We start from the raw sequence: 13,425 nt of genomic DNA on the forward strand, positions 1-13,425 counted from the left end.
TCAGAGCACCGCGTTGTGGAAGTCGAAGTTCAGGTCGCTGCCGGCCGACTGCACCATGTTGCCCTGGATGTAGTCGACGCCGCCGACCCACATCGCCGCCGCAGCCTGCGGATCCTCGATCTGCTGGCCGATGATCTGCAGCCCGGCGGCATGGGCCTGATCGATCGCCTTGCGCAGCTCCTCGCGCATGGCCGGATTGGCATGGCTGCTGGAAAAGCGCGCAGCCATGCGCACGAACGACAGCGGCAGCTGGTTCAGCAGGGCATCGGCCTCGCCGCTGGGTTCGAACTGGCTCAGGCAGAAGCGCACCCCGACACTGGCCATGCGCTGGCAGAACTGCTGCAGCGGCACGGTGTGGATCAGTGCGTCCGGCAGGCGCACGTCGATCACCAATGCACTGCCCGGCAGGTCACGCTGCTGCAGTGATTCCAGCAGCCAGTCGGCGAAGGCGTCGCGCTGCAGGGTGCGCAGCGACTGCGAGACGAACAGGTTCATTGGCTGCGTCGCGTGGCGGTACAGGTCCAGCAGCCCCAGCGCGTGGTCCATCACCTGCTGGTCGAGATCGGCGATGCGGCCCGCGGCTTCCGCGGCCGGGATCACCTGCCCGGCCGCCAGCACGGTGCCGTCGGCCTGGCGAAGGCGCAACAGCAACTGGTACTGCGCGGTGTTGCCGCCGGCAACAGCGACGATCGGCTGATAGGCCAGTTCCAGCTGTCCTTCCAGCAGCGCCAGGTGTTCCTGTTCGGTGACTGCCTGGCGGTGCACATGGCCGGCCACGCCGGCGCTGAGCAGGCGCGCCTGCAGGGTGGTGCGCTCGACGGCTTCCAACGCACTGCTGGCATCGTCGAAGCCCGGTGACAGCGGTGCATAGCCGACTACGCCGCGCAGGTGCACGGATTCGTCGTCGCGGATCACGAAGGCACGTGCCGACAGCTGCTCGCGCAGGCTGGCAGCGATGCTGTCAAGGGCGTCCTCGTCGGCGCTGCGGGCCAGCAGCAGGAAACTGTTGTCGTTCAGGCGTGCCAGCAGGTGCGGATGGCCGGCTTCGGCCAGGCGCTGCCCGGCCTGCACCATCAGCCGTTCAAACGCGGCATAGCCATAGCGTTCGCGCAGGCCCAGCGCGCTGGCCACTTCGATGAAGAACACGCCGCCCTGATCGCGGTGGGCGAGTGCGGTGTTGAGCTGCTGCAGCACGTGGTGGCGCGTCGGCAGGCCGGTTTCCGGATTGCTGGTGGCCGGTGCACCGGTGGCGCCGGGGAGGGTGGCGGCCTGGGCTCGTGCGCGGCGGATGCGGTTGGCCACCGCTGCGATCAGGTGGCGGGGCCGGATCGGCTTGCTCAGGTAGTCGTCCGCGCCGCTGTCGAGGACTTCGAACTGGCGCTCCGGATCCGGATCACCGCTGAGGAACACGATCGGAAGCAGCTGCAGGCCGGGCTGCTGGCGGATCAGCGCGGTCAGGCGCATGCCGTCCAGGCCGGGCAGATGAAGATCCATCAGGATCAGGTCGGGGCGGTGCTCCTTGATGGCCTGCAGCGCGGCATCGGCATCGTTGTGGACGATCGCCTGCATGCCGGCGCCGTGCAGCACGCTCTGCGCGAACAGGGCCTGCGCGCGATCGTCTTCAACGATCAGCACGCGGTAGGGCGAGTCCGATGGCGACGGGGCCAGATCGTTGTTGCCGGCGTCGGCCAGTGCGACCGGGCCGGGCAGCGGCGGCGGCGCGCTGTTGGCCGGCGTGGACGCATCGGCCGCGACAGGAGATGGGGTCGCCGCCATCGGTGGGTCCACGGCCGGAGGTGCCGTCTCGGGGGCCCAGCGTTGCCAATGGTCAGCCGGAGGGGTTTCAGCGCGTCCCGGGCGGGCGCCCGCGGGGGATTCGTTTGCGGCCATCGGTGCTCCTGGTGTTCGCGTCCATTATGCGACAAGCCCGGCGCTCAGCCGGTACCGGTGTGCCCTGGCGGTGCTGCCGATGCACCGCGCGCCAGCCAGCGCACGCCCTTCCACAGGGCGCGCCAGACCAGCCACACCAGCAGCGCACCGGCCAGGCTGCAGGCCAGCACCACGATCAGCGCGATCCACGGGTGTGCCAGGGCGAGGGCCAGGCCACCGATCACGACGGTGTCTTCGGCCGCAGAGGCGACCCAGTTGCTGGCCGGTTCCGGCGAGGTGTTGAGCAGGGCGCGGGTACCGGCCTTCAGGCCATGGCTGGCCAGGGCGACGCCGGCACCGGCGGCGAGCGCACCGGTGCCCAGCTGGCCATCCGGCGACAGCGTGGCCGCCGCAAGGAATGCGCCGGCGGGTACGCGCGCGAGCGTCTGCACCAGGTCCCACACCGAATCCACGCCAGGGATCTTGTCGGCGAAGAACTCGGCCACCGCCAGCGTCGCCGAGGTGCCCAGCACCCACCAGGATTCGGTGGCCTGCAGGGCGGGGGGCAGGTCGACCCAGCCAAGCAGCCCGGCCAGGCCGACACCGAACACGGTGAGGTAGACGCGGATACCGGCCAGCCAGGCCAGCAGGATGCCGATCACGAACAGGTGGGCTTCGGTCATGGCGGTGCTCCGGCGACGGAACTGTGCAGGGGGCCACACTATCGACGATGGCGTGCCTGAACGCCACAGACCGTGGCCGGCCACTGCGCAGGAAACCCACCCGTCCTGTCATACACTAGCCCGTCGTTTGCCACAGGGGCCGTACCGGTGTCGCCCTTGCGATACCCCGGAAACCACCCATGACCAACCGTCCTCCCATGCGCGTGCAGGTCCGCCTGCCCGGCGCGCCGCAACCGCCTGCCGACCGTCGCCGCCTGCTGGTGATCGGCGGCATCTGGCTGCTCAGCCTGGTGCTGGCGGTGCTTGGCGGCTGCTGGATGGCCACCCCGCGCGATGCCCAGGGCCAGCGCCTGCAGGCCGCCGAGAAGCGTGCCGAGACGCTGCAGGCACAGCTGACCGAGCTGCGCCAGAAGCAGGCCACGCTGGAAGCCTCCGACCGCATCAGCCGTGCCGCCAATACCGAGGTGCAGTCCTCGCTGGCCGAGCGCGATGAGGAAATCGCCGGGCTGCGCGCCGATGTTGCCTTCTATGAGCGGCTGGTCGGCTCGACCAGCCAGCGCAAGGGCCTGAACACCCATTCGATCGAGTTCAGCCCGGAAGCGGCCGGCACCTGGCAGTACACCGCCGTGCTGACCCAGAACCTCAACCGCGGGGCCATCAGCCAGGGGCAGATGCGCTTCACCGTGGAAGGCGTGAAGAACGGCAAGTTGGCCACGATCAGCTGGGATGATCTGCACCAGCGCAGCAAGGTGCCGGGACAGGACTACTCGTTCCGGTACTTCCAGCAGCTCACCGGCAGCGTGATGCTGCCGGCTGACTTCACCCCGCAACGCGTGCGGGTGACATTGGGGAGTGGTACGGGGGGTACCACCCAGGTATTCGACTGGAAACAGGCCGGTGCGCCGGCCAGCAAAGGGGAGTAGGCAGATGTTCGGAAGCAGCAAATCCAACCGTGAAGGCCAGCTGGTGGTGGATGCCCTGATCGGCAACCAGGTGGTGATCCGCGGTGATGTGGAATTCAGTGGTGGCCTGTATGTGGAAGGCCGCATCCACGGCAAGGTGATCGCCGCCGAAGGCGCCAGTGGTGCGACCCTGACGGTTGCCGAGCACGGCGTGATCGAAGGTGAGATCCGGGCCCAGGTGGTGGTCATCAGTGGCCGCCTGGACGGCGATGTACACGCTACCGAGAAGGTCGAGTTGACCCCGAGCGCACGGGTCAATGGCAACGTCCATTACCAGGTGGTGGAGATGAACGCGGGCGCGCAGCTGAACGGCCGCCTGATCCATGCCAGCGCCCCGATGGCAGCCTTGCCGGCGCCGGAAGGCGAAGACGCCCATGATGGCAAGGGCGATACCGCCGCGCGTCGCAAGCTGGCCGAGGCGATGGCTTGAAAGCCGTCGTCGGCACCCCCATGCTGGCAGCATGAGCACGCTAGTCTCCCTGCCCGGCGCCACCCCGGTTGCCGCGCCCGATTACCAATCGCTGGAGCGCCCGCTGAACTTCACCGAGTCGGCGGCCGCCAAGGTCAAATCCCTGATCCAGGAAGAGGGCAACCCCGACCTGGCCCTGCGTGTGTACATCGAGGGAGGCGGCTGTTCGGGCTTCCAGTACGGGTTCGAGTTCGACGAGAACCGTGCCGAGGATGACCTGGCGGTACAGACCAGCGGTGTGACCCTGCTGGTCGACCCGCTGAGCCTGCAGTACCTGATGGGCGCGGAGGTGGATTACACCGAGAGCCTGACGGGTGCCCAGTTCGTGATCCGCAACCCGAACGCAAAGACCACCTGCGGCTGCGGCAGCAGTTTCAGCATGTAAGCAGGGCGCGGGGCCTGTGTCCCGCGCGACAAGGTGTGTGGAGCAAGCTCCACACCCACAGGCGGTTTCCGCAAAGCCTGCGGCTTGCCACCTGCATCGATTGGCGGCACGCTTGGCGGATGCCCAATACTCCTTCGCCGCTTTCCGGTTTTGCCTTCGTTGGCGAACCGTTGGAGCGCGCCGATGCCCTGCGCGAAGATGCCGATGCACTGGCGCGCCTGTGGCCGGGCGCGCGCATCCTCGTCCTCGATCACGATGGCAGCGCCTTCACCGGCGATGACGACCAGCCGCTGGCGCTGACCGGCGCCGACGTCGGCGGTGGCCCGGGCGCCGCAGTTTTCCTGGGGCTTCGCGGTGATCAGGCATGGTTCTCGGTCGAAGCCACCAATGTCACCGTGAGCGCGCCACGCCGACTGGATCTGCGCCAGGCTGCGTTGTTGTGGCCGATGGCCGATGCCACCGCTTTCAGCTATGCCCGTGGCATGTCCTACTGGCACTCGCGCACCCGCTTCTGCGGCGTATGCGGCGGCGCGGTGGCGTTTGCCCGTGGCGGCTTCGTCGGCCGTTGCGCGCAGTGTTCCACCGAACACTATCCGCGCGTCGATCCGGCGGTGATCGTCGCCGTGGAAAACCAGGGCCGGCTGCTGCTGGGCCGACAGTCGAACTGGGCCCCGCGCCGTTACTCGGTGCTGGCCGGCTTCGTCGAACCTGGCGAGACCTTCGAGCAGACCGTGGTGCGCGAAGTCCATGAGGAGAGCAAGGTGCGGGTGACCGCCTGCCAGTACCTCGGTTCGCAGCCGTGGCCGTTCCCCGGCGCGCTGATGGTCGGCTTCCGTGCACAGGCGCATGACGACCTGCCGACCGTGGATGGCGAGCTGGAAGACGCGCGCTGGTTCAGTGCCGACGAGGTCGGCGCCGCGTTGGCGCGCGATGTGGAGGACGACGGCCAGGGCATCCGCCTGTCGCCACCGATCTCGATTTCGCGGAGCCTGATCGAACACTGGTACCGCCAGCAGCGAGGCTGAGCCGGCGTTTCGGCCGGGCCGATCGTGGCAGCTGTATTGCCGCCACCTGAACACGGCCCGGGTTACAGTCCGGTTCACCCGCGAGGGCACCGCTGCGACAGGTAAGGTAGCGGCGCCGAGCGTTCTGTTTCGTAGGGAGACCTGCCATGTTCACCACTCTGGCCGCCGTGCTGGTGGCGCTGGCCCTGGGCCACGTTGCCCCGGCCGCTGCCGCCTCGATGCGCCGTTTCGACGGCTTCCGGCGCTGGCTGGGCTGGCTGGATGCGCGTGGTGGCAAGGCCTGGCAGGGACCGGCTGGAGTGGCGCTGGCGCTGCTGCCGCCGCTGCTGCTGATGGGGCTGCTGGCGTGGCTGCTGCGCGGAGTGCTGTTCGGCCTGCCGTCGCTGCTGCTGGGGGTGGGCGTGCTCGCCTGGTGCTGGGGGCCACGCGACCTGGATCGGGATATCGAAGCGATCATCGACGCGGATGATGCGGCGACACGACAGGCGGCCGTGCGCAACCTGCAGGCCGCCGGTGGCAGCCTGCGCGAAGACGTGCCGTCGCTGGTCGAAGCGACCTTGCTCAATGCGCTGCGTCGCTGGTTCGCGGTGCTGTTCTGGTTCCTGCTGCTGGGCCCGGCCGGTGCGTTGGGCTACCGCTTGCTGGCGCTGATGGCGGAAAGCCCGATGCGTGCACGCGTGCCGGTGGAGCCGCTGGCGCTGGCCCAGCGCCTGCTGGGCTGGATCGAGTGGCCGGTAGCGCAGCTGATGGCGTTCTCGATGGCGCTGGTCGGCAACTTCGATACGGCGTGGAAGGCCTGGCGCCAGGCCCATGGCGAACGCCTGGTCGGCACCATCGGGTTTCTGGGCGCGGTGGCGCGGGCCAGCGTCAACGCCGAGCTGCGCGAGGACGCGCACGATTACACCGAGGCGGGGCTGTTGCCGGTGTGGCAGCGGCTGCCGGACCTGCGTGATGCGATGAGCCTGGTGTGGCGGATGCTGCTGCTGTGGCTGGCGATCCTCGCGTTGCTGGTGATTGCAGGCTGGGTGACGTAGGTGTTCTGGCAGGGCTTGCAGCCCTGCACCTGCAGAGGCCAACGCCAAAGCCAAAGCGGCTCTGGGTTGCTGAGGGTTGGGCGGGGCGGTGTGGGGCTGCAGGACACGCCGTAAACCCCTCCCTGGGGGCTCGATGGCGCCATCCATGGCGCCAACGGTCCTGCAGCCCCACACCGCCCCACCCCCGACAGTTTCCCGATGACGGATGTTCTGTAGAGCCGAGCCATGCTCGGCTCCGAGCGAGCGCAGCGAAGCGATCCGCTTTCGCTTTTGATCTTCTTTTTCTTTTCCGTGGTGGACGCACACGGAAACTGTCAGAGGCCGGGCGGGTGGGCTGCGCAGGGGCGTGAGCCGCATGGATGCGGCGACCGAGCTTACATGGGTGAGGGCGCTTTGCTTGCGAAGCACTGCTTCGCGAGCGACCGAACGCACAGCCGCCAGCGGCTGGGCTGGGCCCCGGCGGGGTACTTGCAGCGGCCCCTGCGCGGCCCACCCGCCCGGCCAGATCCCGTATCAATGCACTCGCCCACCACGAGGGGCTGCGCCGTTGGCTGGAAACCTAGACCGGTGCCAGCGCGGTAAACGGTGCCCATGGCAGGTTACGCAGCAGCGCATACCCGGGCAGTACCCAGAGCCAGAACGTGGGATTGGCCAGCACCCGCATCAGCGGGTCCAGCAGGCGCGGACGGATGCCGGCGACGTTCAGCAGCATCAGCAGCAGGAAGGGCAGGCTGATGACCAGCAGCGGGTTCATCGCCATCGCGCCGGGCAGGTCGAAATGGACCAGCGAATACAGGCAGCGGGTGCTGCCACAGCCCGGGCAGTACAGGCCGGTCAGCGCGTACAGCGGGCAGCTCGGCAAGGGATTGCCGGCGACATACGGATTGACGTTGCGCAGCACCAGCGCGGCACCGGCGGCCAGGCCGGTGGCGGCCAGCAGCGGTGCCCAGCGGGCCAGTCGGGATCGGGTGGGCAGTGCGGACATGCAGCAACGGATCCGGCGCAGGCGCCGGATCCGTCCACGCGGATCAGTAGCCGCTGTTGCTCATCGCACCCATGCCGCCGAGAGCGACGATCAGGATGCCGTACAGCACGCCGACCACGACGGCGGCAATGGCCGACCAGATGGCCCACTTCTTGGCCTTGGCCGAGGATTCCTGGGCACCGGCGATGTCGCCAGCGGCCAGCTTGCCGTTGACCTGGGCGGCGTAGACGATCGACACGATGCCGGCCGGCAGGCAGCAGAACAGGGTGCTCAGGATGGCCCAGACCAGATTGTTCGGGACCTGCGGAGTGGCGGTATTCATGGGTTCAAGCTCCTTGATGGGTGGTGGTGGTGAATCATTGGTCGGAAAGAGCGCCCAGTACGGCCAAGCCGCCGAACAGCCCGAACCACAACAGCAACAGGACCGGCAGGGCCACGGCCGAAGCCACCGCCCACCAGCCCGCCTTGCGCGACGCGCTGTAGGCCCCCGGCAGGTCGCCGGCCGCGCGGCGGCCATCGACCTGGGAGGCATAGACGATCGACACCACGCCCAACGGCAGGCAGCAGAACAGCGTCGTCAGGATCGCCCAGACCAGATGGTTGGGGATGTAGACCGGACGGCTGAGCGGTGGCGGTTGATTCAAAGCAAGACTCCATTCCTTGGTGGCCGGCCTTGGTGCATTGGCCGAACCTCCCCCCTGTGGGTGCGTAATCTACCTCAACCTGCGCTGCATGTATGCGTTTACAGTCAGATGGTGGCGTGTATGGCCCTTGACTGGGCGCTATTTGACGGGTCTCTGTCATGAGACAGAGGCCGTCATTCCGGGGATTGGGGCTATCGCCTGGAAGCGCTACCGACGGCCGCCGGGCCGATCAGGCGTGATCGCCACGCAGGGCCCGCACCTGCGCCTCCAGCACCGGGGCGCGGGTGGCGTGGCCATCGACGGCCGGTGCCGCCACGACCTCGACGGTAGCGCGGAAACGGCGCGGCACCCGCATGCGGCCGAGGCGGCTGTCGCGGCGACTCCACATGCTCGACCACATGCCGCGCAGGGCCATCGGCACCACCGGCACCGGCCGCCGCTCGAGGATCTTCTCGACGCCGGACTTGAACGGCGCCATCTCCCCGTCGCGGGTCAGCGCACCCTCGGGGAAGATGCAGACCAGTTCGCCTTCGGCCAGCGCAGCGTCGATCTCGTCGAACGCGCGCTGCATCAGTGCCGGGTCTTCGCGCGCACCGGCGATCGGGATTGCCTTGGCGGTCCGGAAGATCCAGCGCATTACCGGGATGTTGAAGATCCTGTAGTACATGACGAAGCGCACCGGGCGCGGAATCGTCGCCGACAGGATCAGCGCGTCCATGTAGCTGACGTGGTTGCAGACCAGCAGTGCGGCGCCTTCGTCGGGCACGTTGGCCTCGATGCCGTGCGGGCGCAGCCGGTACAGGGTGCGCACCATCAGCCAGCTGAGGAAGCGCATCAGGAATTCGGGGACGATGGTGAAGATGTAGATCGCCACCAGCGCGTTGGCGATGGCCAGCGCCAGGAACTGCTGCGGAATGGTCCAGTGCAGCAGCGTGTGCGCGGCCAGCGACAGCAACGCCGCAGCGACGATGAAGCCCGAGTTCTGGATGTTCAGTGCGGCGAACACGCGCGACATCTGCGCCTTCGGCGTGCGGCTCTGGATCAGTGCGAACAGCGGCACCACGAAGATGCCGGTGAACAGGCCGATGCCGATCAGGTCGATGACGATGCGGATGCTGCCGGGCTGCTGCAGGAACGGCGCGATGGTCAGCCCGTGCACCGTCGCTTCGCCGCTGCGGGCGAAGTACAGGTCGAGCAGGAACGCGGTCATGCCGAACGCGCCCAGCGGTACCAGGCCGATTTCCACCGTACGGGCTGACAGCTTCTCGCACAGCAGCGAGCCGACGCCGGTGCCCACCGAGAACAGGGCCAGCGCGAAGATGTACAGGGTCGGCTCGCCGCCCAGGTTGGTCACTGCGTAGGCCGGTAGCTGCGAGGTCAGCACGGTGCCAACGAACCAGAACCAGGACACGCCCAGGATCGAGTTGCGCACGGCCTTCTGCTGGCGCGCCATGCGCAGTACCGCCAGCGATTCCGGCAACGGGTTCCAGTTGATCTTCAGGGTCGGGTCGCCTGCATCGACCCTGGGAATCAGGCGCGCGGCGATGTTGCCGCAGATCGCCAGGGCGATGATCGCGCACGCAGCCACCACCGTGCCGTGGCTCCCGGCCACGGTGAACACCAGGCCGCCGACGATCATGCCGGAGAGGATCGACATCGAGGTCCCCATCTCGACCAGGCCGTTGCCGCCGGTCAGCTCCTCGGGCCTGAGCACCGACGGCAGCACCGAATACTTCACCGGGCCGAACAGGGTCGATTGCATGCCGGTGCAGAACAGGGCGACCAGCAACACCGGCAGGCTCTGGGTGAGGAAGCCGGCGGCGGCCAGCGACATGATCACGATCTCCATGGTGGTGGTGATGACGATCAGCCGCGATTTTTCCAGTTTGTCGGCGATCTGCCCGGCCAGTGCCGAGAACAGGAAGTACGGCAGGATGAAGATGGCCGGTGCCAACGTGGCGTACAGCCCGAGTTCCTCCTCTGGCACGGCCATGAACAGCAACATGCTGATGATCGCTTGCCGGTACACGTTGTCGTTGAACGCACCGAGCGCCTGTACCACGAAGAACGGCAGGAAACGGCGCTGGCGGAGCAGGGCAAACTGGTTGTGACCGGACATGGAACCTCCTTGACCGGCGCAGCCTAGCATTCCTGCCCATCCGCTGTGGGTGCGGACCTGTGGGTGCGGACCGTTGGTCCGCACACCTGCCGTCGGACTCAGACGATATCGTCGACCACGCCGCCATCCACGCGCAGTGCCGCACCGGACGTGGCCGAAGCCTGCGGCGACGCCAGGTACACCACCATGTTGGCCACTTCCTCGACCGTGGCAGTGCGCTGGATCACCGAGGACGGCCGGTGTGCCATCACGAACTCGCGGCCGATCTGCTCCAGTGGCTTGCCGCTGCGTCGGCGTTCATCCTCGAACATCGCCGCGAAGCCGTCGGACAGGGTCGGGCCAGGCAGCACCGCGTTGACGGTGACGCCGCTGCCGGCCACGCGCTTGGCCAGGCCGCGCGACAGTGACAGCTGCGCGGTCTTGCTGACCCCGTAATGGATCATGTCGGCCGGGATGTTGCGCGCCGATTCGGACGAAATGAACAGCACGCGGCCCCAGCCGGCATCGACCATCGCTGGCAGCAGCGCACGCGACAGGCGTACGCCGGACATCACGTTGGTCTGCCAGTAGCGCTCCCAGGTGGCGTCATCGGTCTGGAAGAAATCCTCTGGGCCGAAGATGCCGGCGTTGTTGACCAGGATGTCGATCTTCGGCAGCCCGGCCAGCAGCGTATCGACACCGGCCGCATCGGAGAGGTCGGCGGCGACACCCAATACGTCGGCTCCCGGCACGGCCGCGAGCAGATGCTGGCGGGCGCGCTCGACGCTGCTGGTGCTGCGGCCATTGACAATGACCCGCGCACCAGCGCTGGCCAGGCCTTGGGCGATGGCCAGGCCGATGCCGGCGGTGGAGGCGGTGACCAGCGCGGTGCGACCGCTGAGTTCGATTTTCATGGTGATGATCCAGAGCGGGCGATTGCCCAGTATCCGCCTGGCGCCGTGATCGAACTGCATCGCCAGGTGCAACGCGCCGTTGCACGCGGCGCAGCAGATCCACGCCATGCGTGGATGGGATGCCCGATCAGCGATGAGGGATCAGGTCAGGTTGGTCACCGCCTCATTGGCCGCTGCCCGCACCTTTGGCAGCATGCGCAGTACCAGCGCCATCTGGGTACGGATCAACTGCAGTTTCGGCGGCATCGCCTCGTCGATCTGCTCCAGCTCGGCAGCCGCCGCGCGGTCGGCGTCGTTGTCATCGTCCGCGACGGGTTGCCGCGCGGTCAGCGCCGTCGCCAGCTGCTGAAGTGCCTTGCGCACGCGATCGCCCGCGGCCAGCGCCAGTGGATCGCCTGCGTAGCTGTCCACCTGGTCGCGGTGCGCACCCAGCGCCGACAGATGCCCCAGCAGCGTGTTGGACAGCGCCAGGAAGCGGAAGCCGGCATCCAGGTTGCGGCGCACGTGGCCGGGTTCGCGCAGCATGTTCGACAGTGCGGTGGACAGCGCGGCGTCGGCGTTGTGCATGTCGCGGCGGGCGATGCGGTAGGCCAGGTCGTCGCGCATGCCGCTGCGGTACTGGCCCAGCACCGAATCCAGGTAGCGAGCGGCGGTATCCAGCACGCGTGCCAGGACGAGATGCAGCTGGCGGCCCTGCCAGTCGGGCAGGATCAGGAACGCGGCGGCGGCGGCGATCGCGCAGCCCAGCAGCGTATCGACCATGCGCGGCACGATCAGCACGAAGCCATCGCCGATCAGGTTGAAGCAGGTCAGCGCCATCACGGTGATCGCGGCTGATGCCACCAGGTAGCGGTCGGTGCGGGTGAAGAAGAACAACAGTGCCGACAGCAGTGCGATCAGCAGCTGTACGTGCAGCTGCGGGAACAGCTGCAGCAGTGCCCAGGTCAGCACCAGTCCGGCGACGGTGCCGACGATGCGCTGTGCCAGGCGCTGGCGGGTGGCGCCGAAGTTGGGCCGGCACACGAACACGATGGTCAGCAGTACCCATGAACCGTTCTGCGCATTGAACAGCCGGATCGCTGCAAAGCCGGCGATCAGCGCCAGTGCCATGCGCAGGCCATGGCGGAACAGCACCGAGCCGGGCGTGAGCTGCTGGCGGATGCGCACGCCCATCTCGCGCAGGGTATGCGGGTTGCTGTCGCGCAGGCGAGTGTCGACGTTGTCCAGGCTGGCTTCGGAACGTTCGGCATCCAGCAGGCGGCGCTCGATGCTGCGCAGGTTGTGAACCAGCAGGTCCAGCGAACCGAGCAGGCGCTGCCACTGCGGGCGCTGCTGGTCACGCAGGTAGGCGAGCGCGTCGGCCAGGTCGCGCCCGGCCTGCTGGTTGCTTTCGCCGTATACGAACGGACGACGCAGCCGGATCGCCTCGCCCAGGCGGGCACAGGCCTGGCCCTGCAGGTCGAGCAGGCGCTGGCAGCGGTAAAGCACATCGCTGTGGAAGAAGGCGTCCACCAGCGCGCCATACGGGTAGTGCGAGGAACTGGCGCGCTCGTGGAAATCCTGTGCCATGTAATACAGGCGCAGGTACAGGCCGGAGTTCACGCCCGGCCGCCCGGAACGGCCGAAGCGGGCCAGGATCGCGGTCTTGGCCTCGTTCAACGCACCGACCACGCGCCGGTTCTGTTCGGCCAGGTCGAGCTGGCGACGTTGCAGGTCGGCTTCGCGCACCGGCTCGAACAGCGCAGCCTTCAGCTGCAGGTAGCGGCCCAGCTCAACGTACAGCCGCGCCACGCGTTCGCGCACCGGCCGGTTGGCGAACAGCGCAGTCCACAGGATCGACAGCAGCCCGTACCAGGCTGCACCGGCCAGCAGATGGCTGACCGCGTCCAGCGCGCTGTGGAGGTCGCTGGCGCCATGCTGCTCCAAGCCGATCATCGTGTAGATCGCCAGCGTCACCGTGGCCTGGGCAATGGATGCGTAGCGCTCACCGAGCGCGCCAAGCAGTGTCAGGCCGAAGGTGGACAGTGCCAGCGCACCGATGAAGATCCACGGCCACGGGAACAGCCAGATCACCGAGGCCGCCGCAATGCAGAAGCACAACAGTGACAACACCACGGCCTTGATCCGGCCCCACCAGTTGTCGTCCGTTTCCGCGATGGCGCTTGCGATGATGCCGAGGAACAAGCCGGGCAGGGCGGTCAGCGCCTCGAACTGCCAGCACACGGCCACGGCCGCGGTCAGCGCGATGAACACGCGCAGGCCGTAGCTGGCCTTTTCGTGGGCCCACAGGCGGCTGAGGCGGGATTGGCGGGCGGACATGCAGGCTCGGTGGAAGGGTCTTCCACCATTATTGCGGG

Annotated in this window: 13 protein-coding genes; 5 read left to right on the forward strand and 8 right to left on the reverse strand. The window is 67.9% G+C overall.

Annotation, left to right across the window (positions count from 1 at the left end; all coding sequences use genetic code 11):
* Together AC2A1N_RS03515 and AC2A1N_RS03520 are read right to left on the reverse strand one after the other, a co-directional pair.
* On the reverse strand, positions 1 to 1,890 hold the full coding sequence (locus AC2A1N_RS03515) for an EAL domain-containing protein (RefSeq protein ID WP_061478195.1): 1,890 nt from the start codon (positions 1,888 to 1,890) through the stop codon (positions 1 to 3).
* Between the two features lie 44 nt (positions 1,891 to 1,934).
* Positions 1,935 to 2,552, reverse strand: coding sequence for a DUF4126 domain-containing protein (locus tag AC2A1N_RS03520; protein WP_061478194.1), 618 nt, complete (start codon positions 2,550 to 2,552; stop codon positions 1,935 to 1,937).
* Between the two features lie 179 nt (positions 2,553 to 2,731).
* Between AC2A1N_RS03520 and AC2A1N_RS03525 the strand changes: the two genes are divergently transcribed.
* From AC2A1N_RS03525 to ampE, 5 genes are all read left to right on the forward strand, one after another.
* Positions 2,732 to 3,475 (forward strand): DUF6776 family protein, encoded by a 744-nt coding sequence (locus AC2A1N_RS03525; RefSeq protein WP_005411304.1) that lies wholly within the window; start codon positions 2,732 to 2,734, stop codon positions 3,473 to 3,475.
* Between the two features lie 4 nt (positions 3,476 to 3,479).
* Complete coding sequence (locus AC2A1N_RS03530) at positions 3,480 to 3,944, forward strand: bactofilin family protein (RefSeq protein ID WP_053497672.1); 465 nt, start codon at positions 3,480 to 3,482, stop codon at positions 3,942 to 3,944.
* Positions 3,945 to 3,975: 31 nt separating this feature from the next.
* Positions 3,976 to 4,368 (forward strand): iron-sulfur cluster insertion protein ErpA, encoded by a 393-nt coding sequence (gene erpA / locus AC2A1N_RS03535; protein ID WP_005419789.1) that lies wholly within the window; start codon positions 3,976 to 3,978, stop codon positions 4,366 to 4,368.
* A 119-nt stretch (positions 4,369 to 4,487) separates the two neighbouring features.
* Positions 4,488 to 5,393 carry an NAD(+) diphosphatase gene (gene nudC, locus AC2A1N_RS03540; protein WP_061478193.1) on the forward strand — a complete coding sequence of 302 codons (906 nt, stop codon included), beginning with the start codon at positions 4,488 to 4,490 and terminating at the stop codon, positions 5,391 to 5,393.
* Positions 5,394 to 5,539: 146 nt separating this feature from the next.
* A complete protein-coding gene (ampE, locus tag AC2A1N_RS03545; RefSeq protein WP_061478192.1) occupies positions 5,540 to 6,427 on the forward strand; it encodes a regulatory signaling modulator protein AmpE in 888 nt (295 codons plus the stop codon).
* 559 nt (positions 6,428 to 6,986) lie between these two features.
* On the opposite strand, the gene AC2A1N_RS03550 is transcribed toward ampE, so the two are convergent.
* The 6 genes from AC2A1N_RS03550 to yccS all read right to left on the reverse strand — a co-directional run bounded on the left by AC2A1N_RS03550 (position 6,987) and on the right by yccS (position 13,387).
* Positions 6,987 to 7,412, reverse strand: a complete 426-nt coding sequence (locus AC2A1N_RS03550; protein WP_005419786.1) for a DUF2752 domain-containing protein — start codon at positions 7,410 to 7,412, stop codon at positions 6,987 to 6,989.
* Between the two features lie 43 nt (positions 7,413 to 7,455).
* On the reverse strand, positions 7,456 to 7,734 hold the full coding sequence (locus tag AC2A1N_RS03555) for a CD225/dispanin family protein (RefSeq protein WP_005419785.1): 279 nt from the start codon (positions 7,732 to 7,734) through the stop codon (positions 7,456 to 7,458).
* 34 nt (positions 7,735 to 7,768) lie between these two features.
* Positions 7,769 to 8,056, reverse strand: a complete 288-nt coding sequence (locus tag AC2A1N_RS03560) for a CD225/dispanin family protein (protein ID WP_005419784.1) — start codon at positions 8,054 to 8,056, stop codon at positions 7,769 to 7,771.
* A gap of 229 nt (positions 8,057 to 8,285) precedes the next feature.
* Positions 8,286 to 10,175, reverse strand: coding sequence for an MFS transporter (locus AC2A1N_RS03565; RefSeq protein ID WP_061478191.1), 1,890 nt, complete (start codon positions 10,173 to 10,175; stop codon positions 8,286 to 8,288).
* A gap of 98 nt (positions 10,176 to 10,273) precedes the next feature.
* On the reverse strand, positions 10,274 to 11,068 hold the full coding sequence (locus tag AC2A1N_RS03570; RefSeq protein WP_061478213.1) for an SDR family NAD(P)-dependent oxidoreductase: 795 nt from the start codon (positions 11,066 to 11,068) through the stop codon (positions 10,274 to 10,276).
* A gap of 141 nt (positions 11,069 to 11,209) precedes the next feature.
* Entirely contained in the window at positions 11,210 to 13,387 is a 2,178-nt protein-coding gene (gene yccS, locus AC2A1N_RS03575; RefSeq protein WP_484371505.1) for a YccS family putative transporter, read from the reverse strand.
* Between the last annotated feature and the right edge of the window lie 38 nt (positions 13,388 to 13,425).

The sequence above is a fragment of the Stenotrophomonas maltophilia group sp. SKK55 genome, from assembly GCF_057179845.1.